Source organism: Pseudoxanthomonas indica (genome assembly GCF_900167565.1).
Classification (GTDB): Bacteria; Pseudomonadota; Gammaproteobacteria; order Xanthomonadales; family Xanthomonadaceae; genus Pseudoxanthomonas_A; species Pseudoxanthomonas_A indica.
Genome location: NZ_FUZV01000001.1, coordinates 437,316 through 462,063 on the forward strand (window position 1 = coordinate 437,316; position 24,748 = coordinate 462,063).

General features: G+C 66.7%; 22 protein-coding genes, 1 tRNA gene and 2 pseudogenes. 10 read left to right on the forward strand and 15 right to left on the reverse strand.

All coding sequences use genetic code 11. The annotated features are described in order from the left end of the window. Nucleotides 1–19 precede the first annotated feature (19 nt). The 4 genes and pseudogenes from mutL to B5X78_RS02040 all read right to left on the reverse strand — a co-directional run. Nucleotides 20–1,651: pseudogene (mutL, locus tag B5X78_RS02025) on the reverse strand (DNA mismatch repair endonuclease MutL); the annotation flags it as partial. 195 nt (nt 1,652–1,846) lie between these two features. Further along, nucleotides 1,847–3,490: an N-acetylmuramoyl-L-alanine amidase gene (locus B5X78_RS02030; RefSeq protein ID WP_079722813.1), complete on the reverse strand. Its 1,644-nt coding sequence runs from the start codon at nt 3,488–3,490 to the stop codon at nt 1,847–1,849. Nucleotides 3,491–3,602: 112 nt separating this feature from the next. Next, nucleotides 3,603–4,088: a tRNA (adenosine(37)-N6)-threonylcarbamoyltransferase complex ATPase subunit type 1 TsaE gene (gene tsaE / locus B5X78_RS02035; protein WP_139381353.1), complete on the reverse strand. Its 486-nt coding sequence runs from the start codon at nt 4,086–4,088 to the stop codon at nt 3,603–3,605. 24 nt (nt 4,089–4,112) lie between these two features. Continuing rightward, complete coding sequence (locus B5X78_RS02040; RefSeq protein ID WP_079722814.1) at nt 4,113–5,588, reverse strand: NAD(P)H-hydrate dehydratase; 1,476 nt, start codon at nt 5,586–5,588, stop codon at nt 4,113–4,115. 23 nt (nt 5,589–5,611) lie between these two features. On the opposite strand from B5X78_RS02040, the gene queG reads away from it, so the two are divergent. Next, a complete protein-coding gene (gene queG, locus B5X78_RS02045) occupies nt 5,612–6,703 on the forward strand; it encodes a tRNA epoxyqueuosine(34) reductase QueG (RefSeq protein ID WP_079722815.1) in 1,092 nt (363 codons plus the stop codon). 11 nt (nt 6,704–6,714) lie between these two features. Here the strand turns inward: queG and pgi are convergent, their stop codons facing one another. The 6 genes and pseudogenes from pgi to pcnB form a co-directional block, all read right to left on the reverse strand. Further along, nucleotides 6,715–8,232 carry a glucose-6-phosphate isomerase gene (pgi, locus tag B5X78_RS02050; protein ID WP_079722816.1) on the reverse strand — a complete coding sequence of 506 codons (1,518 nt, stop codon included), beginning with the start codon at nt 8,230–8,232 and terminating at the stop codon, nt 6,715–6,717. Beyond that, entirely contained in the window at nt 8,229–8,609 is a 381-nt protein-coding gene (gene panD / locus B5X78_RS02055) for an aspartate 1-decarboxylase (RefSeq protein WP_079722817.1), read from the reverse strand. Before panD ends, pgi begins: the two co-directional genes overlap by 4 nt. A 139-nt stretch (nt 8,610–8,748) precedes the next feature. Then, nucleotides 8,749–9,591 (reverse strand): pantoate--beta-alanine ligase, encoded by an 843-nt coding sequence (gene panC, locus B5X78_RS02060; RefSeq protein ID WP_079724388.1) that lies wholly within the window; start codon nt 9,589–9,591, stop codon nt 8,749–8,751. Nucleotides 9,592–9,617: 26 nt separating this feature from the next. Then, entirely contained in the window at nt 9,618–10,430 is an 813-nt protein-coding gene (gene panB, locus B5X78_RS02065) for a 3-methyl-2-oxobutanoate hydroxymethyltransferase (protein WP_079722818.1), read from the reverse strand. 17 nt (nt 10,431–10,447) lie between these two features. Further along, nucleotides 10,448–10,939: a 2-amino-4-hydroxy-6-hydroxymethyldihydropteridine diphosphokinase gene (gene folK, locus B5X78_RS02070; RefSeq protein WP_079722819.1), complete on the reverse strand. Its 492-nt coding sequence runs from the start codon at nt 10,937–10,939 to the stop codon at nt 10,448–10,450. Next, a pseudogene (gene pcnB, locus B5X78_RS02075) lies at nt 10,936–12,237 on the reverse strand (polynucleotide adenylyltransferase PcnB); the annotation flags it as partial. The pseudogene pcnB and the gene folK, both read right to left, overlap by 4 nt. Nucleotides 12,238–12,355: 118 nt before the next feature. Here pcnB and B5X78_RS02080 point away from each other — a divergent pair. After that, nucleotides 12,356–12,430, forward strand: a tRNA-Glu gene (locus tag B5X78_RS02080). 159 nt (nt 12,431–12,589) lie between these two features. Here the strand turns inward: B5X78_RS02080 and B5X78_RS02085 are convergent. Then, nucleotides 12,590–13,294, reverse strand: a complete 705-nt coding sequence (locus tag B5X78_RS02085; RefSeq protein ID WP_079722821.1) for a pirin family protein — start codon at nt 13,292–13,294, stop codon at nt 12,590–12,592. A 441-nt stretch (nt 13,295–13,735) separates the two neighbouring features. Here B5X78_RS02085 and fdxA point away from each other — a divergent pair, with 441 nt between their 5' ends. Beyond that, nucleotides 13,736–14,059, forward strand: a complete 324-nt coding sequence (gene fdxA, locus B5X78_RS02090; RefSeq protein WP_079722822.1) for a ferredoxin FdxA — start codon at nt 13,736–13,738, stop codon at nt 14,057–14,059. A 108-nt stretch (nt 14,060–14,167) separates the two neighbouring features. Here the strand turns inward: fdxA and B5X78_RS02095 are convergent, their stop codons facing one another. Both B5X78_RS02095 and dapA read right to left on the reverse strand, forming a co-directional pair. After that, a complete protein-coding gene (locus B5X78_RS02095; protein ID WP_079724389.1) occupies nt 14,168–14,686 on the reverse strand; it encodes a hypothetical protein in 519 nt (172 codons plus the stop codon). Nucleotides 14,687–14,701: 15 nt separating this feature from the next. Beyond that, nucleotides 14,702–15,610, reverse strand: coding sequence for a 4-hydroxy-tetrahydrodipicolinate synthase (dapA, locus tag B5X78_RS02100; protein ID WP_079722823.1), 909 nt, complete (start codon nt 15,608–15,610; stop codon nt 14,702–14,704). A 148-nt stretch (nt 15,611–15,758) separates the two neighbouring features. On the opposite strand from dapA, the gene B5X78_RS02105 reads away from it, so the two are divergent. From B5X78_RS02105 to B5X78_RS02130, 6 genes are all read left to right on the forward strand, one after another. Beyond that, nucleotides 15,759–16,319, forward strand: coding sequence for a glycine cleavage system transcriptional repressor (locus B5X78_RS02105; RefSeq protein ID WP_079722824.1), 561 nt, complete (start codon nt 15,759–15,761; stop codon nt 16,317–16,319). 1 nt (nt 16,320) lies between these two features. After that, nucleotides 16,321–16,806: a peroxiredoxin gene (locus B5X78_RS02110; protein ID WP_079722825.1), complete on the forward strand. Its 486-nt coding sequence runs from the start codon at nt 16,321–16,323 to the stop codon at nt 16,804–16,806. A gap of 139 nt (nt 16,807–16,945) precedes the next feature. Next, a complete protein-coding gene (locus B5X78_RS02115) occupies nt 16,946–18,346 on the forward strand; it encodes a PhoH family protein (RefSeq protein WP_079722826.1) in 1,401 nt (466 codons plus the stop codon). A gap of 100 nt (nt 18,347–18,446) precedes the next feature. Further along, nucleotides 18,447–19,124: a YoaK family protein gene (locus B5X78_RS02120; RefSeq protein ID WP_079722827.1), complete on the forward strand. Its 678-nt coding sequence runs from the start codon at nt 18,447–18,449 to the stop codon at nt 19,122–19,124. A 173-nt stretch (nt 19,125–19,297) separates the two neighbouring features. Beyond that, the gene (gene thiD / locus B5X78_RS02125; protein WP_079722828.1) at nt 19,298–20,122 is read left to right on the forward strand and encodes a bifunctional hydroxymethylpyrimidine kinase/phosphomethylpyrimidine kinase; all 825 of its coding nucleotides are present in this window, start codon (nt 19,298–19,300) and stop codon (nt 20,120–20,122) included. Then, a complete protein-coding gene (locus B5X78_RS02130) occupies nt 20,119–20,955 on the forward strand; it encodes an alpha/beta hydrolase family protein (protein ID WP_079722829.1) in 837 nt (278 codons plus the stop codon). The genes thiD and B5X78_RS02130 overlap by 4 nt, the downstream gene beginning before the upstream one ends. Here the strand turns inward: B5X78_RS02130 and B5X78_RS02135 are convergent, their stop codons facing one another. Next, nucleotides 20,956–22,029: a diguanylate cyclase gene (locus B5X78_RS02135; RefSeq protein ID WP_176140751.1), complete on the reverse strand. Its 1,074-nt coding sequence runs from the start codon at nt 22,027–22,029 to the stop codon at nt 20,956–20,958. It lies immediately after the preceding gene. Between the two features lie 178 nt (nt 22,030–22,207). Beyond that, complete coding sequence (gene galE / locus B5X78_RS02140; RefSeq protein WP_079722831.1) at nt 22,208–23,224, reverse strand: UDP-glucose 4-epimerase GalE; 1,017 nt, start codon at nt 23,222–23,224, stop codon at nt 22,208–22,210. A 207-nt stretch (nt 23,225–23,431) separates the two neighbouring features. Between galE and B5X78_RS02145 the strand changes: the two genes are divergently transcribed. Then, on the forward strand, nt 23,432–24,721 hold the full coding sequence (locus B5X78_RS02145; RefSeq protein ID WP_079722832.1) for a nucleotide sugar dehydrogenase: 1,290 nt from the start codon (nt 23,432–23,434) through the stop codon (nt 24,719–24,721). Nucleotides 24,722–24,748: the final 27 nt, after the last annotated feature.

Here is a 24,748-nt window from a genome sequence, read left to right on the forward strand (position 1 = left end):
CCGCGTCGGCATCGCTGCGCTCGATATCGCGCAGCCAGGCGTTCATTTCGGCCACCGTCAGTGCGCGCTGCGGCAGCGGCAGGTGCGTGGCCAGGGTCTGCAATAGTGCCTGCTCGGGCGCGTCTTCGGGCAGTGCCAGCAGCGCATCGATCAGCGCAGGCAGATCGGCGTCAATCAGCAACGCCGGTACCTGTCGCAGCTGCACCTCCTGGTCGCCGGTGCGCTCCAGCACCACCGCGACGGCGGCCAGCCGGCTGACCATGGCTTGCGCGCGTGCGGCGCGTTCGCCATCCACCCGCAACGGCAAAGGCAACAGCAGCGGTTGTGGGCTCAGGCCGACGCCGGCATGCGCGGTGCGCAGGCGCAGCAGGCTGGCGCGACGATGCGCCTCGTGCAGATCGATGGCGAGCAGGCCGCGGGCATCCTGCGCCAGCAGGTAACGCGCATGCAGGATCGCCAAGGCGTGGCCGAGCGGGGGCAGCGATTCGTCCGCACGCGGCGGATGCGGCGCCGGTAACCCCGCACTGACGCTGGCCTCGCCGTACAGGGCCACATAGAAGGCGCGGGTGTCCTCCACTCGGCCCGGCGACAATGCAGGCAACGCGTGGCCGCCGTGAGCGTGCAGATCGCGTGGCATCGCCATGGCCGCGGCGTGCTGCGCGCGGCTGTCGGCCAGGGCTTCGCGCAAGGCGCCCAGCACGAAGTCGTAAATCAGGCGCGCATCGCGAAACCGCACTTCGTGCTTGGCCGGATGCACGTTCACGTCCACCCGCAGCGGATCCAGTTCCAGGAACAGCACGTAAGCCGGCTGCCGGCCATGGAAGAGCACCTCCTTGTAGGCGCTCTTGGCGGCATGGCCGAGATGGCGATCGCGCACGGCGCGGCCATTGACGTAGAGATACTGCTGATCGCCCAGCGCGCGCGAATACGGCGGCGCGCCAATCCAGCCGTGCAGATGCAGGCCACTGGCGCTGTGTTCGATGCGCAACGACTGGCCGAAGAACTCCGGCCCCAGCGCCTCGGCCACGCGCGCGCCCGGGTTGTCGGCTTCGGCCCGATAGCGGCGTGCGGGCTTGCCATCCACCGCCAGCCGCAGATCGATACGCGGGCGCGCCAGCGCCAGCGAGCGCAACCACTCTTCGATATGACCCAGTTCGGTGCGCGGCGCGCGCAGGAACTTGCGCCGCGCCGGCACGTTGTAGAACAGGTCACGCACTTCCACCGTGGTGCCGATGGCATGCGCCGCCGGCGCCACGGCCGCCGCCTTGCCGCCATCCACGCGCAGCACCGCGCCATGCGCATCGGTGGCGCGGCGCGAGCTCAACGAGAAGCGACTGATCGAGGCGATCGAGGGCAAGGCTTCACCACGGAATCCCAAGGTGGCTACCGCTTCCAGATCATCCAGCGAGGCGATTTTGCTGGTGGCATGCCGTGACAGCGCCAGCGGCAACTCTTCGGCGGCGATGCCGCAACCGTCATCGCGGATCCGGATCAGGCGGATGCCGCCCTCTTCCAGATCGATGTCCACTCGCCGCGCGCCGGCATCGAGCGCATTCTCCACCAGTTCCTTGACCACCGACGCCGGCCGTTCCACTACCTCGCCCGCGGCAATCTGGTTGATCAAGGTGTCGGGCAGCGGGCGAATCGGCACGGAAGATCGACAAGGGTCGCAAAGGAATGACTGTCGCGATAATAACGTCTCCCACGTTGGGGAGCCCACCGAGCAAGAACCAGCCCCCTTAGTTAGGGGGGGCGATTCGCGGCGCAGCCGCGAATGGGGGTATGGAGGCACATAGCCGGGGCCCGAAGTTTGCAAAGCAAACTTTGGGGTAACTTGCGCAGCAAGTTACGGCGCGGCTCCGCCATTGGCGGCAAGGTCGCGGGCTTCGGCTTCAGCGCGGGCACGCGCGGCGAACAGCGTGCCGGGCGGCGGCTGGCGGGTGAAGTAGGTGTTGACGCCATCCAGCACGGCCGCGGCCACCTTGCGCTGGTAGGCCGGGTCCTTGAGGCGGCGCTCTTCTTCCGGATTGGAGATGAAGGCCGTCTCCACCAGCATGGCCGGCATGTCCGAGGTGCGCAGCACCGCGAAGTTGGCGCGTTCGATGTTCGGCTTGTGGTTGTTGCCCACGCGCTTGAGTCCATCCAGCACGTGGTTGGCCGCATCTTCCGAGGCCCGCATATGGCCGCTCTGCGCCAGGTCCAGCAGCACCGAGGAGAGGGTGTTGTCGACCTTCTGCAGTGGCACGCCGCCGATCAGGTCGGAGGCGTTTTCCTTGTCGGCCAGCCAGCGGGCGCGCTGCGACGAGGCGCCTTTGAGTGACAGCACGTACACCGAGGACCCGCGCGCACCGCGGTTTTCCGCGGCGTCTGCGTGGATCGACACGAAGATGTCCGCATTGGCCGAACGCGCGCGGCGGGCGCGCTGCGGCAGCGGAATGAACACGTCACTGTCGCGGGTCAGATAGGCCTTCATGCCGGGCGTGGCGTTGATCTGTTTGGCCAGTTCGCGCGCAATCGCCAGCACCACATTTTTTTCGTAGGTGCCGTCCTGGCCAATCGCACCGGAATCCTGTCCACCATGGCCGGGATCGATGGCCACGATCAGCGGACGCATGCCGCTCTGCATGGCCACGCGCGGGGTGGTGGCCGGCGCGGGTTCGGTGGATTCGCTGGCCGCAGGTTTGCCGGTGGCCACGGTATAGGGCACGCCCGCAGGTGTGACTCCGGTGCTGCCGGGCGCCGTCGCGACAGCGGCCGGTGCGGCGGCGCTGGTCGCTTGTCCGTTGAGGATGGCCAGGGCCGTGGCGCCGCTAGCGTTTGCCGGCGCAGCCGTAGGGCTGGCAGCGGGTTGCGCGGTCGGTTGCGCCGCCTGGCTGACCACACGGTTGGTCAGTGCGGCGGTGGCGCGCGCGGCTTCGGCGGGATCGACGCTGGCGGTCGCCGGCGCATTGGTGGCGGCTGGGCTTGCCGTCGCCGTGTTGGCAGAGGCAGGCGCGCGCGCTTGAGTCGCGCTGGTGCTGGCTGATTCGGATGAGGGGCTCGCGGTCGCCGGGGTGCGACTGGCCGTGCTGCCTGCGGGCGCATCGCCCGGCCATTCAATGACCAGACGCGCGCCACTGGCCTGCGCTTCCACCCGCGGCTTCAACGCGGTGATCGGCGCGGCCAGATCAAACACGATGCGCAGCGTGCCCGGGCTGGGTTGGCCGGTACGCACTGCGGTGACGATACCGCTGGCCGCAGGCATCTTCAGGCCGCGTGCGGCCGAGGATGCGGGCAGGTCCACCACCAGGCGCTCGGGGCCATGCAGGCTCAGGGTCTTGAACTCGCCCTTGCCCTGCAGCTGGATTTCCGCGCGAGTGCCGGTGGCGCCGGTGCTGACTTCGACCTGGCTGACTTCGCCCGCCAGCGCGGAAAACGCGCACGCCGACGCCAGCGCGCCCGCCACGCAGGCGGCAAACAGCGGTCGGAGGGGGGCATTCCGCAGGCTCATGCGGCGGATTCAAGCACCAACCGGCCAGGATTGCAATAAGGATCCCCTTATTTATCCGTGACCTGGCGGATCTTCCTACACCGGGGAGACAGGTGATCCCGGCAAATGGCGATCAGGGGATCGCCGCTCCAGCCTCCACCGGCCGGGTAGCCAGCGCCCGCAACCAGGCTTGTCCAGCCTCGCTGAAGGCCTGCAGCGTGGCTTCCCGGCCAGCACCGACCACCTCCAGCCGCACCAGCAGGTCCCGCGCCGGCAGGTGCGCGCCGCCGCGCTCCGGCCATTCGACCAGCCACAACGTGGCGCTGTCTTCGTCCAGGCCGAGGAAATCGAGTTCGCCGCTGTCGCCGATGCGATACAGATCCAGATGCCAGGCTTCGCCATCGCGAATCGGATAACGCTCGACCAGGGTGTAGGTAGGACTGCGGATCGCGCCCTGCACATCCAGTGCGCGCAAGAGCGCGCGTGCCAGCGTGGATTTGCCTGCGCCAAGGTCGCCTTGCAGATGCACTACCGCACGCGCGGGACGCGTATGCGCCATCGCCGCGCCAAGGGCATCGGTGGCATCGCTGTCGGGCAGGGAAAAATTCAGCACGTCCATGGCGGCATTCTAGACGGATGAGCGTTACGGATTGGCCAGCCTGCGCAGCAGCGGCAACAGATCCGACGGCAGCAATCCTCGTTCGCCCTCGCGCGCGGCGGCGTCACCGGCCAGGGCGTGCAGCAAGGCGCCCGCGCAGGCGGCTTCATACGCCGGCAGACCTTGCGCCAACAACGAAGCGATCACGCCGGTGAGCACGTCGCCCATTCCGCCAACCGCCATGCCGGGATTGCCTGCGTCGATCACGCTGGGCGTCTGACCGGGCGCGGCGATGATCGTGCCGGCGCCCTTGAGCACCACCACCGCATCAAACTGTTTGGCCAGCGCCTGTGCGGCGGTGTAGCGATCCTGCTGCACATCCTGTGTGTCCACGCCCAGCAGGCGCGCGGCTTCACCGGGATGCGGCGTGAGGATGGCGCCACTGACGTCGACGGCGCTGGATTCGGCCAACAGGTTCAGGCCATCGGCGTCGATCACGAAGCGGTGCCTGCCACGCAGCGCCAGTGCGAACAGCGCACGCCCCCACTCGCCCTGACCCAGGCCGGGCCCCACTGCAATCACGTCGCTCTGGGTCAGCCAGGGTTCGAGATCCGCGCCGGATTCGACCGCGCGCACCATCGCTTCCGGACGCCGCGCCAGAATCGGCGCGACGTGATCGCTGCGCGTGGCCACGCGCAGCAAGCCACATCCGGCGCGCAATGCGGCTTCTGCGCAGAGCGCAATCGCGCCGCCGCTGCCATGGTCGCCACCGATGCACAGCACCCGCCCGGATTCGCCCTTGTGGGTGTTGCGTCGACGCGGCAGCAACCAGCGCGCGAGGGCTTCGTGGCGCAAACCATGGGCGGAGGGCGCGATGAATTCGAAGGCTTCCAGCGGCACATCCAGATCATCGAGCATGCACGCGCCGGTGTACTCCAGCGCCGCGCCGGTGCGCAGGCCCGGATGTTCGGCGATGAACTGCAAGGTGCGCGTGGCCAGCACGGCGGCGCCGGGCACCTGGCCGCGATCCGCGTCCACCCCGCTGGGCACGTCGAGCGCCAGCACCGGCACGGTCTGCTGATTGAGTGCGCCGATCAGGCGTGCGGTGGCCGCATCCGGCGCACGCGACAGGCCGATGCCGAACAAGGCATCCACCAGCAGATCCGCCGCCGGCAGGGTGTCTTCGAAAAGATCGACATGGCCTCCCGCCGACACGTATTCGGTGCAGGCGCGCTGTGCCGATGGCGTGCGCGGCACGTGCTCGCGCAGATGCACCACGCTCACCCGTCGTCCGGAACGCAGGGCCGCACGCGCCAGCACGTAGCCATCGCCGCCATTGTTGCCGGGCCCGCAGATCACGACGATGCGTTGCGCGTGAGGCCAGGATTCCAGCAGATGGCGCCAGGCCGCCTGGCCGGCGCGCTGCATCAGCTCGAAGGCGTCACCGCCCACCAGCGCGGTGGCGCGCTCATCCAGGCCGCGCGCGGCCAGGGTGTCGTACAAGGGAAAGCTGCCGGACATGCGGCGGATTCTATACTTCCCGCATGTCCCCCGCCCTCGCCACCACCATCGACTACACCGCGCTCGCCGCGCGGGTGCGCGCATTGGCGGCCGAATTCGGCTTCCAGCGCTGCGGCATCGCCGACATCGAGTTGGGCGCGGACGAAGATCACCTGCGCGACTGGCTGACCCAGGGGCTGTACGGATCGATGGACTGGATGGCGCGGCATGGCGATCTGCGCAGCCGTCCGCATGAGTTGCTGCCTGGCACGCTGCGGGTCATTTCAGTGGGCCTGGATTACGGCCGCAACGACGGCGACGAAGCCTGGCAGACCTTGGCCGATGGCAGCCGCGCCTACGTGGCGCGCTACGCGCTTGGGCGCGATTACCACAAGCTGATGCGCAACCGCCTGCAGAAGCTCGCCGATCGCCTGCAGCAGGAAGTGGGTGCGTTCGGCCACCGCGTTTTCGTCGATTCGGCGCCGGTGCTGGAACGCGCGCTTGCACGCAATGCCGGCCTGGGCTGGATTGGCAAGCACACCTGCCTGATCGACAAGGACGGCGGCTCGTGGTTTTTCCTCGGCGAGATCTACGTCGACCTGCCGCTGCCGGTGGATGCGCCTGCCAGTGCGCACTGCGGCACCTGCACGCGTTGCATCGACATCTGTCCCACCCAGGCGATCACCGCGCCGTATCGACTGGATGCGCGCCGCTGCATCAGCTACCTGACCATCGAGCATGCCGGATCGATTCCGGAAGAGCTGCGCGTGCCCATCGGCAACCGCATCTTCGGCTGCGACGACTGCCAGCTGGTGTGCCCCTGGAACAAGTTCGCCCAGCGCACTGACGAGCCGGATTTCCGCGCACGCAATGACCTGGATACCGCGACCCTGCCGCAGCTGTTCGCCTGGGACGAAGCGGAGTTCCTGCGCCGCACCGAAGGCTCGGCGATCCGCCGCAGCGGCCACGAGCGTTGGTTGCGAAATATCGCGGTGGCGCTGGGGAATGCGCCGACGACGCCAGAGGTGCAGGCAGCCTTGGCCTCGCGTCGCGATGACCCATCAGACATCGTTCGCGAACACGTCGCCTGGGCGATCGCCCAGCACGAGCAACGCGCGAGGCAGGAGAAATTGTAGGAGGGGTTGCGTCATTTACGCGCGCGGAGCTCTTCGAGCAACACCTGGGTCACCGGATCCGTCGCCGCCACTTCACCCTTGAGCGCAGGCAACAAGCCATTGGCCAGCTGCTTGCCCAGCTCCACGCCAAATTGATCAAAGGCGTTGATGCCCCACAGCACCGACTGCGCATACACGCTGTGTTCGTACATGGCGATCAATCCACCCAAAGAATGCGGCGTCAGCGCATCGAGCAGGATCATCGTGCTCGGACGGCCGCCGGCGTAGGCGCGATGCGGATCCGCGCTGCCTTGGCCGTTGGCCAGCGCTTCGGTCTGCGCCAGCAGGTTGGACATCAGCGCCAGATGGTTTTCCGCGTACGGATCGTCATTGCGCACGGTGCCGACGAAATCCAGCGGCACGATGCCGGTGCCCTGGTGCAGGGCCTGGAAGAAGCTGTGCTGCACATCGGTGCCTGCCCCGCCCCACCAGACCGGCACGGTGTCCACGCCGACGGCGCTGCCATCCAGGCGTACCGACTTGCCCAGGCTTTCCATCACCAGTTGCTGCAGGTACGCCGGCAGCAAGGCCAGGCGCTGGTCGTAGGTCATCACGCCATGCGCGGCATGGCCGAGCGCATTGCGGTTCCAGATGGCGGTCAGGGCATGACGCACGGCGATGTTGTCGGCCAGCGGCGCGTTCAAGGCATGCGCGTCAAAGGCGGCGGCACCGGCCAGCAGACCCAGGAAGCCGTCCATGCCGATGGCCAGCGCGATCGGCAATCCCACTGCCGACCACAGCGAATAGCGTCCGCCCACCCAGTCCCACATCGGCAGCACGCGTGCGGCATCGATCGAGAACGCGGCCGCAGCGCGTTCCGGATTGGCGCTCACCGCGTACAGGCGATCGCTGCCGCCGAGCCAGTCGCGGAGGATGCCGCCGTTGAGCAGGGTTTCCTGGGTGCCGAAGGTCTTGGAGATCAGGATGGCCGCGGTACGCGAGGGATCCAGCGGCGCCAGCACGCGTTGCGCCGCCGCGCCGTCGACGTTGGACAGGAAGTGCACGCGGAAGCGACCGGGCAGCGGGCCGCGCAGGGCGTCGGCCACCAGCCGCGGGCCCAGATCGGAACCGCCGATGCCGACGCTGACGATATCGGTGACGTTGCTGGCTTCCAGTTGCGCGATCAGCGCGGCCATGCGCTGTTGCACTTCCAGTGCCTGCGCATGCGCGGCGCGAGCGGTGGCGGACGTCGACAGATCACCGCGCAAGGCGGTATGCAGCGCGGCGCGGCCTTCGGTGACGTTGACTTGCTCGCCGTCGAACAGGCGCTGGTAAGCGCCGGCCAGATCGCGTGCCTGCGCCAGGCCAATCAGGGATTCCAGCGCCGAGCGGTCGTATGCCTGGCGGGCGAAATTGAAGTACAGCGCGCCTTCGCGCAGGGCGAAGTCGCGCGCACGCGCCGGGTCCTGCGCAATCAAGGCCGGCAGGGACTGGCCGCGCAGGCGCGTGGCGTGGGACTGCAGTGCGTCAAAACCCGGGGCGTTGTTCATGCGGCCTGCTTGGGGATGCTGGAGTTGGTGTGGGTGATGCGGTTGGCCGCATCGACGTAGATCAGCTTGGGCTGGAACGCGTCCGCCTCTGCTTCACTCATGCCGGCGAAGGCGGCGATGATGATCAGGTCGCCAATCTGCACGTGGCGGGCGGCGCCGCCGTTGAGCGAAATGATGCCGCTGCCTTCGTCGGCGCGGATGGCGTAGGTGGAGAAGCGTGCGCCATTGGTGACGTCCCAGATGTGCACCTGTTCGAATTCGCGGATGCCGCTGGCGTCGAGCAGGAGGCCGTCGATGGCGATCGAGCCTTCGTAGTTCAGTTCCGCGTGGGTGACGGTGGCGCGGTGGATCTTGGTCTTGAGCAGGCTGAGGTGCATGGGGCTTACACGGGAAGCGTCGGGAATGCGCGAGTTTATCAGCGCGTGTTTGCTTGCGTGTGTTGGCCGGATTGGATTGAAATTGGTCGCAACGGGCACACGCTTGGACACGCGTGCGCGTGGGGGCAGCCCCCCACCCTTACCACTCGATATTGTCGATCAGGCGCGTGCGGCCCAGCTTGGCGGCGATCAGCGCCACGCGTGCGCCGGCTTCGCCGTCTTGCGGTTCACTCAAATCCGGGCGGCGTACGACGGAATAGTCCACGTCAAAGCCGACTTCGCCCAATTGCCGGCGGGCGTCGGCTTCGACCTCGCTGCGCGGTTTGCCGGCCACGCTGTCTTCGCGCATGGCGATCAGCACGCGGCGGATGACGGCGGCGCGCGGACGTTCGTCAGTGGTCAGGTATTGGTTGCGCGAGCTCATCGCCAGGCCATCGGCTTCGCGCACGATGCTGCCGGGCAGCAGTTCGATCGGGAATGCCAAGTCGGCCACCATCTGCCGAATGACCGCCAGTTGCTGGTAGTCCTTCTTGCCGAAGGCGGCGACGTCGGGTTGCACCTGGTTGAACAGGCGCGAGACCACCGTGCAGACGCCGTCGAAGTGGCCAGGGCGATGCGCGCCTTCGAGCAGGCTGCTGACGCCGGGCACGTGCACCTTGGCCGCGAGTTCGACGCCGTAGGGATACATCGATTCCACCGTCGGCAGCCACAGCACGTCGCAGCCGGCGCCGGCCAGGCCGGTCATGTCGGCTTCGGGTGTGCGCGGGTAGCGGGTGAAGTCCTCGTTGGGACCGAACTGGGTGGGATTGACGAACACGCTGGAGACCACGCGATCGGCGTATTGGCGCGCCAGCATCACCAGCGAGTAATGGCCAGCGTGCAGGTTGCCCATGGTCGGCACCAGCGCCACGCGCAAGCCTTCGCGCTTCCACTGGCGCACGCGCGCGCGCAGATCGTCCAGCTCGGTGATCGTTTCAAGCATGTGGGTGTCCGGGTCGCGCAGCGCGTTCAATAGGAATGGGCCGCGTCGGGAAAGCTGCCATCGCGCACGGCGGCGGCGTAGGCCTGCACGGCGCCGGCGATGGAACCACCCTCGGCCAGGAAATCCTTGACGAACTTGGGCCGGCGATGGCCGGTGTCGATGCCGAGGAAGTCATGCTGGACCAGCACCTGGCCATCGCAGCCGGGGCCGGCGCCGATGCCGATGGTGGGGATGCCGATGGCCTGGGTGATCTCGGCGGCCAGCGCCGAGGGTACGCATTCGAGTACCAGCAACGAGGCGCCGGCCGCAGCGACGGCAGCGGCATCGGCCTTGAGCTGGCGTGCGGCGGCTTCGTCTCGACCCTGCACCTTGTAGCCGCCGAACTTCAACACCGATTGCGGGGTCAGGCCCAGATGCGCGCAGACCGGAATGTCGCGCTCGCTGAGGAAGCGGATGACCTCCAGCTTGTGTCCGGCGCCTTCCAGCTTGACCATCTCGGCGCCCGCCTGCAGCAGGGCGATGGAGGCATCCAGCGCGCGTTCGGGCGTGGCGTCGGACTGGAACGGCAGGTCGGCCACCAGCAAGGCGCGATTCAACGAACGCGCCACGGCGGCGGTGTGGTAGACGATGTGGTCGACCGTGACCGGCAAGGTCGAGTCATGGCCTTGAACGACCATGCCCAGCGAATCGCCGATCAGGATCAGGTCGACGCCGTGGGCGTCGAAGACGCGCGCGAAGCTGGCGTCGTAGGCGGTCAACATCACCAGTTTGCGTCCCTGGCGCTTGGCCTCGGCCAGGGCGGGAACGGTCCAGGGCTTGCTATCGGCGTGGCTGCTCATGGGGATGCATTATCCCCTCATAACGGCTGGATATTCGACTGTTCGAGTACGGACACTGCATCCCGTGCGCGGCCCTGCCCGGGAATCAACACCTCGGCGTCCAGATCCAGCAGCGGCACCAGTGCGAAAGCGCGCTCGTGCAGGCGCGGATGCGGCAGCTGCAAGCCGGCCACGTCCAGTACGCAATCGCCGTAGAGCAGCAGGTCCAGGTCCAGGGTCCGCGGGCCCCAGCGCTGCTCGCGCGTGCGATCCCGGCCGTACTCGCGCTCGATGTCCAGCAGACGGGCCAGCAGATCCAGCGGCGCCAGCGAAGTACGCAGGCCGGCCACGGCATTGATGAAGTCCGGCTGCGCTTCCACGCCCCAGGCCGGCGTGCGGTACAGGCGCGAGAGCCCGAGCAGGTCGCTGTCGTCCAGCGTGGCCAGGCGTTGCGCGGCGGCGCGCACGGTCGCGGCCGGGTCGCCCAGGTTGGCGCCCAGGCCAACATAGGCGATGACGGCCTGGCTCATTCGGCGGAGGTGGCGCCCGTGCGGCGACGGCGACGGCGACGACGGCGGGTGGCCCCTTCGCCCTCTTCACCCACGCCGCCCGTGCTGGTCAGCGAGGTGGCCAGCACCTCGGGTGACTGCAACTGCGCTTCGCGCCAGAAGCTGACGTCATCGGCATGTTCGCCGGAAGCAGCCAGGCGCAGGACCAGGAAATCGAACGCCGCACGGAAGCGCGGGTGGGTCAGCAGGCGCAGCACGCGCTTGCGCTGGCGCTGTGCGAAGCGGGTCTGCAGCAGCCAGATCTCCTGCATCGGCAGCGAGAAGCGGCGCGGCAGCGCCACCGTGTTGAGCTGGTGCAGGGTGACCCGATCGGCGGCGCGACGCTGCGCTTCCTCGGCGTGCACGCCTTCGGCCTGCAGGCTCATCAGCGCGCGGCAGTAGGCCGGCCACAGCAGCAGCGCGAACAGGAACGCCGGCGAGACCGGCTCGTCATGCGCCACGCGCTTGTCGGTGCCGGCCAGGCCTTCCAGCAACATCCGCCGCAAGGCGCCGCTGCGGTTGGACTTCAGCGCGGCCGCGGTTTCGGGGAACAGCACGCGCAACAAATCAAAGCGCTCCAAGCCTTCGAAACTGGCCACGGCGTTGCCGGACAGGAACAATTTGAGGATTTCCTCGAACAGCCGCGCCGGCGCGGCATCGCCCAGCAGCGGCGCCAACGGCTTGATCGGTTCGGCGGTGGCCGGATCAATCTGGAAGTTCAACTTGGCCGCCAGCCGCACCGCGCGCAGCATGCGCACCGGGTCTTCGCGATAGCGCTGTTCGGGATCGCCAATCAATTTGAGCGTGCGCGCCTGCACGTCTTCGAAACCGCCGGTGTAGTCGCGCACCGAGAAATCCTCGATGGCGTAGTACAGCGCGTTGGCGGTGAAGTCGCGGCGCACGGCGTCGTCTTCAATCGTGCCGTAGACGTTGTCACGCACCAGCCGGCCGTTGTCCAGTTCGCGATCGCCGCTGCCATCATCGGAGTTGGCGCGGAAGGTGGCGACTTCGATGATCTCGTTGCCAAACACCACGTGGGCCAGGCGGAAGCGCCGGCCGATCAGGCGGCAATTGCGGAACAGCTGCTTGACCTGCTCGGGCGTGGCGTTGGTGGCCACGTCGAAGTCCTTGGGATGGCCGCCGACCAGCAGATCGCGAACCGCTCCGCCTACCAGATAGCCGGCGTAGCCCGAATCACGCAGGCGGTACAGCACCCGCAGTGCGTTTGGACTGATGTCCTTGCGCGAGATCGGGTGCTGGTCGCGCGGGATGATGCGCAGAGCGATGTTCGGGGTAATAGTGGCGGGTCCGTAGGGAAGTGTGGCTCGCCCGTGATCGGCATTGCTCGCCGCCACGGTGGACGCATATACTAATGTGCTTCGCCGACAACACCCAAACGCTCCCTTCGTCTAGTGGTTAGGACGTGGCCCTCTCAAGGCTAAAACAGGGGTTCGAGCCCCCTAGGGAGCGCCATCGGTGGTCTGCAGGAACATGAAACGCCGGCCCTGGGCCGGCGTTTCTGTTTTGGGGCCAGCGCATGCTGGCGGCCCGGTTGCACGGTCGGCGTGCGGGTCCGCGGGTCCGCGGGTCCGTCCAGGCTCACGCAGGCTCACCGGCGGCACGCAGCGGACGCTACTGCCGCGGCAAATCAAACACCAGCACTTCGGCGCTACGACCTGCGCGGACGGTGACCAGCGGTTCGCCGTCATAGAGCAGCGCGTCGCCGGCGGCCAGGGCGCGGCCGTTGACTTCCACCTCGCCGCGGGCCACGTGGACGTAGCCCAGCCGGCCCTCGGCCAGCGTCAGCTGCGCCTGCTCGTCGCCGTCGAACAAGCCGGCATACAGGCGTGCATCCTGGTGGATGCTCACCGAGCCGTCGGCACCATCGGGGCTGGCCACCAAACGCAGGCGACCCTGCTTTTCCTCGGCGGAGAACTTGCGTTCTTCATACGACGGCGCCACGCCCTGCTGATTGGGGATGATCCAGATCTGCAGGAAATGGGTGGTGCCGTCCTGGCTGTAGTTGAACTCGGAGTGCTGCACGCCGGTGCCGGCGCTCATGCGCTGCACGTCGCCGGGCACGATGCTGGAACTGTTGCCCATCGAATCCTTGTGGCCCAGCGCGCCTTCCAGCACGTAGCTGATGATCTCCATGTCGCGGTGACCATGCTGGCCAAAGCCCTGCCCGGCAGCGACCTTGTCCTCGTTGATCACCCGCAGCGGTCCCCAGTGGACGTGCTGGTCGTCGAAGTAATTGGCGAAGGAAAAGCTGTGCCAGGAATCCAGCCAACCGTGGTTGGCGTGGCCGCGTTCGCGGGCGGGGCGCAGGGTGATCATGGGGCTGACTCCAGTGGTGGAAACGTGGGGAGGATCATCCATTGTTTCGTTTTCGGGATAAATATGGCGAACTGTCACAGGTTGTTCTACTGGCGAAACTAATGCTCCGCCACGCCAGGCTCGCCTTGTAGGAGGGGCTGACCAGACATGCGTCTGTTAAAGGCCAGCCCCGAAGCCAGGAACCCAAGCCGCATTCCACATCCACACTCAGTCCCCAGGTCGACATAAGAACTTTGCAATGGCAGGTAATCGGGTCTCTCCGAGTTTCCTGGCTTCGGGGCTGGTTTTAAACAGACGCATGTCTGGTTAAGCCCCCTCCTACAGGATCCGGCCTTGCCTGCCTGCGCGCGATCCTGCGCGCGCGCTTGCGACGGCCCGTCGCAAGCGCGTGATCGGCGCTTCCTTTAAACTTGTCACGTTTCCTGTCTCGTATCGCGTGCCATGCCCTTTGTCGTCACCGAGAACTGCATCAAGTGCAAGTACACCGACTGCGTGGAAGTCTGTCCGGTGGACTGCTTCCACGAAGGTCCCAATTTCCTGGTGATCGACCCGGACGAATGCATCGACTGCACCTTGTGCGAGCCGGAGTGCCCGATCAACGCGATCTATCCGGAAGACGATGTACCGGCGGGCCAGGAGGCGTACGTGGCTTTGAATGCTGAGCTGTCCAAGGCCTGGCCGGTGATCACCACCCGCAAGGAACCCCTGCCGGAAGCGGCCGAGTGGGACGGCAAGCCCGACAAGCTGCCCTTGCTGGAGCGCTGATCGGCCTGCTGCAACGACAGCGGCGAGCGCCACGCGCTCACTCTGCCGGAACAAAAAAAGGCGCCTTGCGGCGCCTTTTTTGTGGCCGGCCGAAGCCGGCGGCTGGACTCAGTTGCCGCCCAGCTTGGACTTCAGTGCCGCAATCAGCTTGACCGGTGCTTCGCCAGTGGCCGGCAGGCCACGCGGGTCCACCGCCGAGACATAGGCGCCGGCTTCGACACCGACGATGCGCACTAGGAACTTGGCGCCTTCAAAGTCGACATCGTAGGTGCCCAGCAACTGCGCACGGCTGGCCACGGTCACGCCTTCGATGCCACCCAGCGCGTCACCGACCTTGGTGAAGGCGTCATCGCGGCTGCCGGCCAGATTGAAGCCGGTGTTGGAGGCAGCCGTCGGCGCGCCCTGGCTCGGACGCACCTGCGAGGCGGTGTTGGGCAACTGCATGGCGCCAGCCGACGAGGGCAGGTTGAGATCCGGCGGCACTTCCAGTGGACGCATTTCCGGGCTCAGCGCGTAGTCGCCCTTGGCGTCCTTCTTGCTGAACCACTTGCAGCCCGAGAGGCCGGCGACAGAAACGGCCAGCAGCACGAGGGCAAGCGGACGCGAAAGCGAAGGGGACAAACGCATGGACATCTCCTGGGTTCAGGCCGCGGATTCTACGCGACTGGATTGCTCTTCGAGGTGTCCGGCCACGGTCGCCAGCGCATCGGCGCTGGCCTGGTGGGCGGACGAAAGTTCCTGCAGCGGCAGGCGCAGACCCTGGCCGATGCCCTGGCGCTGCAACAACGCCTTGACCGGGATGGGATTGGACTCCACTCCCAGGAAGACGTAAAGGTCTTGCAACTGCCCATCCAGTTCGGCTACGCCGGCCGCGTCGCCGGCACGCGCCTGATCGCAGAGGCGACGGAACGTGCGCGGCAAGGCATTGGAGCCGACCGACACCAGCCCGTCGGCGCCGGCGAGCATGGCCCGCCCGGCGGTCGGATCATCGCCGCTGAAAATTGCGAAACCCTCGCTACGCAAGGCCAGCAAGGCCTGCATGCGCTCGGGTTCGGCGCGTGCTTCCTTGATACCGACAATGTGCGGATGCGGCGCCAGCTGGGCCACCGTCTCCGGCAACAGGTCGCAGCCGGTACGACCCGGCACGTTGTACAGCACCACCGGCAAGCCACCCTGCTCGGCCACCGCGCGATAGTGCGCAATCAAACCCGCCTGGGTTGGACGCACGTAGGCAGGCGTGACCACCAGCGCGAACTCGGCGCCGGCCGACTGCGCGCGCCGGGTCATGGCGATGGTCTTGGCGGTATTCATCTGGCCGGTGCCGGCCAGAATGCGCACCTTGCCGCCCAGCACTTCCACCGCGCTGCGGATCAGCCGCTCGTACTCGTCATCCGACAAGGCCGCCGCTTCTCCGGTGGAACCGGCCACCACCACGCCCTGGGTGCCACCGTCCAACTGCCGTTTGAGCAGTCGGCGCCAGGCATCGAGGTCGAGTTCGCCAGCGTCGGTAAACGGCGTGGCCAGGGCGGTGATACTGCCGGAGAGAGACAAGCGCTTGCCTTTATATGTGGAAATCGCGCGGAACGCCGCGCACCCCGTGATGTTACTTGCGGCTTGAAAGCGCGGGCAAGTATGCTAAATCCCACGCAGGCCATTCTCCGGCCCGCCATTCAGCCTCGCCGTCCTGCCGGAAGCCGCTTTGACCGATACCACGCCCCGGCCGTCGCCGAACGAAAACCACCTCCTGATCAACGCCTATACGACGCATCCGGAGTCGCCGCTCTTGTCGGTGACGCGCCGGATTGCGGACAGCGGCTGCAATCTGGTGGATGCGCGCCTGTCCACCGTGGGCCGCGATGTCTCGGTGACCGCGCTGGCCACCGGCTCCTGGGATTCGGTGGCCAAGCTGGAAGCCATGCTGACCCGGCTGGAGCGCGAGGAAGGCCTGAAGCTGATCTGGTACCGCACCGGCCCCAAGGTCGTGCAGTCCAACCTGCTGCCGTACATCGTGGAAGTGGTCGCCGCCGACAAGCCGGGCATCCTGTTCCAGCTGGCCGATTTCTTCGATCGCCAGGGCATCACCATCGAGAACCTGCAAAGCACGCGCTACCGCGCCATGCAGACCGGCGCGGAGATGTTCTCGGCGCAGGTGACCATCGGTGTGCCGGCCAACATGCACATCGCCGCCCTGCGCGACGATTTCCTCGAATTCTGCGACCATCTGAACCTGGACGCGATCATGGATCCGATGAAGTTCTGACATGACGGCAACCGCAGCCAAGGCCCTGCCCAAAGCGACCCTGAAACTGCCGCTGGCGCTGTCCGGCGGGGAAAGCGCCAAGCTGGCCGACTATGCCGGCCAATGGCTGGTGCTGTACTTCTATCCCAAGGACAGCACGCCCGGCTGCACCACCGAAGGCATCGACTTCAACGCGCTGCTCGCCAAATTCAAGCAGCACAACGCCAGCGTGCTGGGCGTCTCGCGCGACTCGGTAAAATCGCACGACAACTTCTGCAGCAAGCAGGGTTTCAAGTTCCCGCTGGTCAGCGACGCCGATGAGGCGCTGTGCCAGGCCTTCGACGTGATCCACGAAAAGAACATGTACGGTCGCAAGGTGCTGGGCGTGGTCCGCAGCACCTTCCTGATCTCGCCTGACAGCCGCATCGCCCGTGAGTGGCGCGGCGTCAAAGTGCCTGGCCATGCCCAGGCGGTGCTGGATGCACTGAAGGAACTGCAAACGCAGTGAGCCCCCTGTTCGCCCTTTCCTCCACCATCCCGTATCGCGGCGGGCGTGGTGGTTCACGCTGCGCGTCTGCCCCGGCAGACGTCATGCGGCACCCATTCCGCGGCAGTGTTCACACATCTTCCTCCATGAGGTTGCCTGAATGACCCGTAGCAAGCGCATCTATGTGTTGGACACCAACGTGCTCATGCACGACCCCACCGCTCTGTTCAAGTTCGAGGAGCACGATGTTTTCCTGCCGATGCAGGTGATTGAGGAACTGGACAACGCCAAGAAGGGCACCTCCGAAGTCAGCCGCAACGCCCGCCAGGTCAGCCGCTTCCTCAACGAACTGATCGTCGGCGCCGGCGCCGATCACATCCAGGCCGGCATCACCCTGACCCATCCGCAAGGTCTGCAGCTCAAGGCCCGCAGCGAAATCGGCAAGCTGTACTTCCAGGTCAAGCCGGTGGACCCGGGCCGCACCTTTGGCGCGGTGGCGCCGGACAACAAGATCCTGGCCGCGGTGTTGGCGCTGCGCGAGGATCATCCGGAAGTGCCGGTCATCCTGGTGTCCAAGGACATCAACCTGCGCATCAAGGCCTCGATCAGCGGACTGACCGCCGAGGACTACGAAAACGATCGCGCACTCGACGATTTCAGCCTGCTGTATACCGGCGCCACCGAGCTGGCCGAGGATTTCTGGCACAAGCACAACGCCGATCTGCGCAGCTGGAGCGACAAGGGCCGCACCAGCTACGAGATCACCCTGGCCGATGACGAGGACTGGTATCCCAACCAGTACCTGTACCTGCCGGGCGATGACGAAGTGGAACTGCGGGTGGTCAAGGTCGGCGCCGAGCGCAAGGCCACGCTGACCATCGTCGATGATTTCCGCAGCGGCCAGCACGCGGTATGGGGCATCGCCGCGCGCAACCGCGAGCAGAACTTCGCGCTCAATGCGCTGATGGATCCGGAAATCGACTTCGTCACCCTGCTCGGCACCGCCGGCACCGGCAAGACCCTGCTCGCCCTGGCCGCCGGCCTGGCGCAGACCATGGATCAGCAGCGTTACCGCGAGATCATCATGACCCGCGCCACCGTCAGCGTGGGCGAGGACATCGGCTTCCTGCCCGGCACCGAAGAAGAAAAGATGACCCCATGGATGGGCGCGCTCACCGACAACCTGGAAGTGCTGACCCACAACCAGGAAGGCGGCGCCTGGGGCCGCGCGGCCACCAATGATCTGCTGGCCAGCCGGATCAAGATCCGCTCGATGAACTTCATGCGCGGCCGCACCTTCCTCAGCCGCTATCTGATCCTGGACGAGGCGCAGAACCTCACGCCCAAGCAGATGAAGACGCTGATCACCCGCGCCGGCCCCGGCACCAAGATCGTCTGTCTGGGCAACGTGGAGCAGATCGATACGCCGTACCTGACCGAGACCACCTCGGGCCTCACGTACGCGGTGGATCGCTTCAAGGGCTGGGCGCACAGCGCGCACATCACCCTGCGCCGCGGCGAACGTTCGCGTCTGGCGGATTACGCGTCGGAAGTTTTGTAACGCTGTCTGGATTCCGTCCCGGCGCGCGCCGGGGCGGAATCGAATGGGGTTGGGGAACCGCCATGCAAGATCCTTATTCATCGATGCGGCTCAGATCGGCATGAGCATCCAACTCCCCCGCTGGGTATGGATCGGCGCGGTCGCGTTGGCCTGCATCGCGGGCATGGTCAATGTGGTGGGATTCCTGGGCTTTGAGCATCAGGCCATTACCCATCTGACCGGCACCACCAGCTTGCTGGCCGCGGCGCTGGCGCACGGCGACGCACGCGCCATCGCGCATCTGTGGGGCATGCTGATTGCCTTTTGTTTCGGCGCGATGGTGAGTGGCCTGATCATCCAGGATCAGACCGCGCAACCGGGACGACGCTATGGCGTGGTGCTGGCGTTGGAGGCGCTGCTGTTGCTGGCGGCCATTCCGCTGTTCGATCAGGAGCAGATTGCCGGCGCGCTGCTGGCCGCAACTGCCTGCGGCTTGCAGAACGCCATGGTCACCACCTACAGCGGTGCGGTGGTGCGCACCACGCATTTGAGCGGCATGTTCACCGACCTGGGCATCGGCCTGGGTCATCTGCTGCGCGGCAAGCCGTTGCCGATGAAGCGATTGACCTTGAGCGGGCTGATCATCAGCGGGTTTCTGGGAGGTGGCGTGATTGGAGCGTTGGCCTTTCAGCAGTTCCATTACCGGGCCTTGCTGCTGCCGGCGGCGCTGACCGGCGTGACGGGGGTAGCGCACCTGCTGTATCGGCAATGGTGGCGCTCGGAAAGTCGTCGCGACTGAAGTCGCTCCCACAAGAAGCGTGCGGTGCCGAAGTCGATTCCACAGGAGGCGCGCGGCGCCAAAGTTGCTCCCACAGGAGGCGTGCAGTGTGGGAGGGGCTGACCAGACATGCGTCTGTTAAAGGCCAGCCCCGACAGTACGGAACTCGACGAGTGCGATGGCACAATGCCGGCATGACTGAACCTTCCGTGGTTTCCGCCCTCACCATTGCCGGCTCCGACTCCGGTGGTGGCGCCGGCATCCAGGCCGATCTGAAGACCTTTGCCGCCCATCGCGTGCATGGGCTGTCGGCGATTGCCGCGCTGACCGCGCAGCACACCCGTGGCGTCACCGCGGTCAACGTGCCGCCGATGGATTTCCTGATCGCGCAGTTGGATGCGTGCTTCGACGACTTCGACATACGCGCCGCCAAGCTGGGCATGCTGGCCACCGCCGAGGTGATTAACGTGGTGGCGCAGGCGCTGGGTCGCCACGCGCGGCCACACATCGTGCTGGACCCGGTGATGGTGGCCACCAGCGGCGCCAAGCTGCTGGAAGACAGCGCGCTCACCGCGCTGCGCACGCAGTTGCTGCCGCTGGCCAGCGTGGTCACGCCCAACTTGCCGGAAGCCGAATTGTTGCTGGGCCAGTCCATCGCCACGCGCGATGACATGCATGCAGCAGCGCAAGCGTTGCTGGCGCTCGGTGCGCGCGCGGTGTTCCTCAAGGGCGGCCATCTGCCTGGCGAAGGCGAGGTGGTGGACCTGTTCGCCAATGCCGACGGCATCCGCCCGATAGCGCATCCGCGCCTGCCGGTGGACGCGCACGGCACCGGCTGCACGCTGGCCTCGGCCATTGCCGCGCGGCTGTGCCGTGGTGCTGATCTGGCGGACGCCTGTTTCGGCGCATCGGACTACGTCCATCGCGCCCTGCTCGGCGGCTACCGCCCGGGCCGCAGCGAGGTGCTGGTGCTGGATCACTTCGGCGCCGCCGACTGCGGTGGGGGCAAGCCGCAATGACGATCACGTCCCGCGAGCTGCCCCTCTCCACCCACGACGATCACCGCTACACCCTGCTCGCCCGCCTGCCCGCCACGCCGAGTGCACGCCTGTTGTGGCTGCCGGCGCTGGGCGTGGCCGCCAAGCACTACCTGCCCCTGGCCGAAGCGCTGGCTGCGCGCGGCGTCGCGGTGTACCTGCACGAATGGCGCGGCAACGGCAGCAGCACCCTGCGTCCGGACAAGCACCACGACTGGGGCTACCGGCAGTTGCTGGTGGAAGACATTGCCGCCAGCCATGCGGCCATGGCGGCCGACTCCCCCCAGGTTCCGGCCATCATCGGTGGCCACAGCCTGGGCGGACAGCTGGCCAGCTGCTACCTGGGCCTGCATGCGCAGGACTTCCAGAAACTCTGGCTGGTCGCCAGCGGCACCCCGCACTGGCGCACCTTCGCGCCGCCGCGTGGCTGGTTGCTGCCGTTCTTCTATCAGTTCGCGATCTGGCTGGCGCATCACCGCGGCGCGTTCCCGGGACGCCAGCTGGGCTTTGGTGGTGTGGAAGCGCGCAGCTTGATCTGCGACTGGGCCAGCGTGGGATTGAGCGGGCGCTATGCCGCTGCCGGACTGGAAGTCGATCTGCAGGCCGTGATGGCCGCTGCCGCGCCGGAGATTCGCGGCGTGTTGTTCAAGCAGGACTGGCTGGCGCCGCAGGCTTCGTTGGCTGGCTTGCTGGCGAAGATGCCGAAGGCGAGCAAGCAGGTGGTGATGTTGGATGCGGCGCGGTTGGGTGTGCGTGCTGATCACTTTGCGTGGATGAAGCAGCCGGCTGCGGTGGTGGATACGCTCTTGGGTTGATCAGGCGGCGGCGGATCGTGGTGACGGCGCGACGACAATGCAATCGCGGCCGCGACGTTTGGCGGCGTACAGGCCCTGGTCGGCGGCGTCGATCCACTCGCTGACGCTGTCGATGGAGGGATTGAGTTCCGCCAGGCCGATGCTGACCGTGCAGCGCAGGCCGTCGCGGGTGAAGGCGTACGCGGCCACCTGGCGGCGCAGGCGTTCGGCCGCCACGATCGCTTCTTCCCAGCGGCAATCCGGCATGACGATGCCGAACTCGTCACCGCCGTAGCGGCCACCGGTGTCGGTGTCGCGCAGGCAGGCCTTCATCAGGCGGGCGAATTCTTCCACCACGCTGTCGCCCACGGTGTGGCCGCGGGTGTCGTTGATCTGCTTGAAGCGGTCGATGTCGATCAGCACCAGCACCGACGGCCGCTGGTAGCGCTGGTAGCGGCGCATCTCGATCGACACCGCGTACAGCCACTGCTGGCGGTTCATCAGGCCGGTGGCGGCGTCGAAGCGCGCCATCTTCTCCAGCGTCTGCTTCTGCTCGTGCGCCTTGCGCGAGAGCGAATGGGTGGCGAAGCCGATGGCCATCGGGTAGATCGCCAGGAACGGCAGGCAGGCCACCACCACCGGGTAGCTGGTCATCGGTTGGAACGCGAAGCCCCACGCCGCGCTGGACGCCAGGCAGGTCAGGATCATCGCGCCGAGCGTACGCGCGCCGAAGCGCGGCCCGCCGATGATCACCTTGTCCATGGTCAGCATGACCATCAGCAGTGCGCTGGGCAGCGCATCGAACTGCATGGCCGCAATCCAGAAGCCGCCCATGGCGGCGTCAAAGGTCAGGTTGCGGTATTCGTCCTGCACTGGCTCTTGGCTTCGCTGCACCCGCCAGTAGGCCAAATGTGGCCAGATAAAGCCGTTGAAGATCAGCAGCGCCCACAGGCCCAGGCTGTCGTGGTGTTCCAGCAGCACCGCGCCGACGCAGATGGCGCCAAGCGCCAGGCCCAGCATGCGCATCCGATAGGTTCGCCAGCCGAAGCGCGTCCGGTTCTGCTCGTCGATGCGGTTTGCGCGTTCCAGTGGCAAGTCGTTTTGGCTGCGGTCACCGTTCGGCGGATTCTCATGCAAGAGCCGGGCCATCGTAAAGATGGGGGCGCGGCGGGATGCCGGCGCCGGCCCTGGCGGGGGTCTGACCCGCTGGCCACGCCCGCCAAGCCCACCCGGCCACCGGCCACTGCGCAGACCGGAGCGGTCGTGATGCGGCTCAGGCGGCCTGATACCCGTGCGGATTCATCGACTGCCAGCGCCAGGCGTCTTCGCACATCGCGTCCACCCCCAACCTGGCCTGCCACCCCAACAACGATCTGGCCAGGCCGGCATCGGCATACACCTCGGCCACGTCCCCCATCCGCCGCGGCACGATGTCGTAGGGAATCTCCCGCCCGCTGGCGCGCGCAAACGCCTGCACCAGCTCCAGCACCGACACGCCCTGCCCCGTCCCCAGGTTCACGGTCATGCCGGCGCGGCTGTTGACCAGGCGATCCAGCGCATCGGCATGCGCCCGCGCCAGATCCACCACATGGATGTAGTCGCGCACCCCGGTGCCGTCGCGGGTTGGCCAGTCGCCGCCGAAGATCCGCAGGCGCTCGCGCCGCCCCACCGCCACCTGGCAGATGAAGGGCATCAGGTTGCTGGGAATGCCATTGGGGTCCTCGCCAATCAGGCCCGACTCATGCGCGCCCACCGGATTGAAGTAGCGCAGGTTGGCGGCGTGGAAATCCGGGTGCGCCGCGCAGACGTCGGCAATCAGGTCCTCCATCACCAGCTTGGTGCGGCCATACGGATTGGTCACGCTCAGCGCCGCGTCCTCGCGCACCGGCACCGCGCTGGGGTCGCCGTAAACCGTGGCCGAGGAACTGAACACCAGGTTGCGCACGCCATGCGTACGCATCGCCTGCAGCAGGTGGATGGTGCCGCTGATGTTGTTCTCGAAGTAATCGAGCGGCCGCTCGCAGGAATCGCCCACCGACTTCAACGCGGCAAAGTGGATCACCGCGTCGTAGCTGTGGCTGGCGAACAGCGCATCGACCGCGCGCTTGTCGCGCAGGTCAATGGTATGGCTGCGCAGAGCGCGTTCGGTGATCTGCTGCAGCCGCGGCAGTACCTGCGGCGAGCTGTTGCAGAAATTGTCGAGGATCTCCACCTGGTGGCCGCGCGCCGCCAGCTCGACATAGGTGTGGGCGCCGATGTAGCCGGCGCCGCCGCAGAGCAGTATTCGCATTCCCCTGACCTCACTCGCCATATGCTTGGGAACAGCGGCCGTCGTGCCGCCGTCCTTGTCTGTGAGTACGGAAAAACCCGCTCCGGCAGGCCATCGGTGCCTCCGGTCACGGCGGCGTTGTCCTGTACGCCATGCTTTGCGCGTTTCCCGGCGTAACACCCGCTAGACTTTGCAGCGGCGTGGTCCACCACAGGGGAAAACTGCTTGATGAATGCCCAGCTGCCTTCGCTTGACCAGGTCAAGATCGCCGTCATTGGTCTTGGCTACGTCGGTCTGCCACTCGCCGCCACCTTCGGCCGCCGCTTCCCCACCCTGGGCTTCGACATCAACGCCAAGCGCGTGGAAGAACTGCGCCGCCACCACGATCACACGCTGGAAGTGTCCGAGGACGAGCTCAAGGCCTCCAACCTGCTCGAATTCGCCAGCGATGCCGAGGCGCTCAAGGGCTGCAACGTCTTCATCGTCACGGTGCCCACGCCGATTGACGAATACAAGCGCCCGGACCTGCGTCCGCTGGAATCGGCCAGCCGCACCGTCGGCCGCGCCATCGGCGCCGGCGGCGTGGCGATCTACGAATCCACCGTCTATCCCGGCGCCACCGAAGAAGCCTGCGTGCCGATCATCGAGCGCGAGTCGGGCCTGACCTTCAACACCGACTTCTACGCCGGCTACAGCCCCGAGCGGATCAACCCGGGTGACAAGCAGCACCGCCTGGAAACCATCACCAAGGTCACCTCCGGCTCGACCCCGGAAGTGGCGGACTTCGTCGATGCGCTGTACCGCTCGATCATCCACGCCGGCACCCACAAGGCCAGCAGCATCCGCGTGGCCGAAGCGGCCAAGGTCATCGAGAACACCCAACGCGACGTCAACATCGCGCTGATCAACGAGCTGGCGCTGATCTTCCACCGCCTGGGTATCGACACCCACGAGGTGCTGGAAGCCGCCGGCACCAAGTGGAACTTCCTGCCCTTCCGCCCCGGTCTGGTCGGCGGCCACTGCATCGGCGTGGACCCGTACTACCTGACCCACAAGGCCCAGCAGATCGGCTACCACCCGGACGTGATCCTGGCCGGCCGCCGCATCAACGATGGTATGGGCGGGCATGTGGCCCAACGCGTGGCCAAGCTGATGGGCCAGCGCGGCCTGCAGACCACCCGGTCCAACATCTTGATCCTGGGCCTGGCCTTCAAGGAAAACTGCCCGGACCTGCGCAACACCCGCGTGGTCGACATCGTGGCCGAGCTGAAAAGCTACAACGCCAACGTGCATATCCACGATCCCTGGGTCAGCGCCAAGGAAGCCCACGAGGAATACGGCCTGGATCTGGTCGAAACGCCCGACCCCGGCCAGTACGACGCGGTGATTCTGGCGGTCTCGCATCGCGAGTTCATCGCCCTGGGCGCCGAAGGCGTGCGCAAGTTCGGTAAACCCGGTGCGGTACTATTCGACGTCAAGCGCGCCCTGCCGCGTGCCGAGGTCGATGACAGCCTGTAGACGGCGATCGATCTAGCGTAGTTGTCC

What these genes read in the sequence shown, in the direction of transcription:
- galE (WP_079722831.1), bottom strand. Translation starts at nt 23,224, where the DNA reads ATGCGAATACTGCTCTGCGGCGGCGCCGGCTACATCGGCGCCCACACC.
- B5X78_RS02085 (WP_079722821.1), bottom strand. Translation starts at nt 13,294, where the DNA reads ATGATCACCCTGCGCCCCGCCCGCGAACGCGGCCACGCCAACCACGGT.
- panB (WP_079722818.1), bottom strand. Translation starts at nt 10,430, where the DNA reads ATGAGCAGCCACGCCGATAGCAAGCCCTGGACCGTTCCCGCCCTGGCC.
- panD (WP_079722817.1), bottom strand. Translation starts at nt 8,609, where the DNA reads ATGCACCTCAGCCTGCTCAAGACCAAGATCCACCGCGCCACCGTCACC.
- panC (WP_079724388.1), bottom strand. Translation starts at nt 9,591, where the DNA reads ATGCTTGAAACGATCACCGAGCTGGACGATCTGCGCGCGCGCGTGCGC.
- B5X78_RS02120 (WP_079722827.1), top strand. Translation starts at nt 18,447, where the DNA reads ATGAGCATCCAACTCCCCCGCTGGGTATGGATCGGCGCGGTCGCGTTG.
- B5X78_RS02095 (WP_079724389.1), bottom strand. Translation starts at nt 14,686, where the DNA reads ATGCGTTTGTCCCCTTCGCTTTCGCGTCCGCTTGCCCTCGTGCTGCTG.
- B5X78_RS02030 (WP_079722813.1), bottom strand. Translation starts at nt 3,490, where the DNA reads ATGAGCCTGCGGAATGCCCCCCTCCGACCGCTGTTTGCCGCCTGCGTG.
- B5X78_RS02145 (WP_079722832.1), top strand. Translation starts at nt 23,432, where the DNA reads ATGAATGCCCAGCTGCCTTCGCTTGACCAGGTCAAGATCGCCGTCATT.
- B5X78_RS02040 (WP_079722814.1), bottom strand. Translation starts at nt 5,588, where the DNA reads ATGTCCGGCAGCTTTCCCTTGTACGACACCCTGGCCGCGCGCGGCCTG.
- B5X78_RS02110 (WP_079722825.1), top strand. Translation starts at nt 16,321, where the DNA reads ATGACGGCAACCGCAGCCAAGGCCCTGCCCAAAGCGACCCTGAAACTG.
- thiD (WP_079722828.1), top strand. Translation starts at nt 19,298, where the DNA reads ATGACTGAACCTTCCGTGGTTTCCGCCCTCACCATTGCCGGCTCCGAC.
- queG (WP_079722815.1), top strand. Translation starts at nt 5,612, where the DNA reads ATGTCCCCCGCCCTCGCCACCACCATCGACTACACCGCGCTCGCCGCG.
- folK (WP_079722819.1), bottom strand. Translation starts at nt 10,939, where the DNA reads ATGAGCCAGGCCGTCATCGCCTATGTTGGCCTGGGCGCCAACCTGGGC.
- B5X78_RS02130 (WP_079722829.1), top strand. Translation starts at nt 20,119, where the DNA reads ATGACGATCACGTCCCGCGAGCTGCCCCTCTCCACCCACGACGATCAC.
- pgi (WP_079722816.1), bottom strand. Translation starts at nt 8,232, where the DNA reads ATGAACAACGCCCCGGGTTTTGACGCACTGCAGTCCCACGCCACGCGC.
- B5X78_RS02115 (WP_079722826.1), top strand. Translation starts at nt 16,946, where the DNA reads ATGACCCGTAGCAAGCGCATCTATGTGTTGGACACCAACGTGCTCATG.
- tsaE (WP_139381353.1), bottom strand. Translation starts at nt 4,088, where the DNA reads ATGGACGTGCTGAATTTTTCCCTGCCCGACAGCGATGCCACCGATGCC.
- fdxA (WP_079722822.1), top strand. Translation starts at nt 13,736, where the DNA reads ATGCCCTTTGTCGTCACCGAGAACTGCATCAAGTGCAAGTACACCGAC.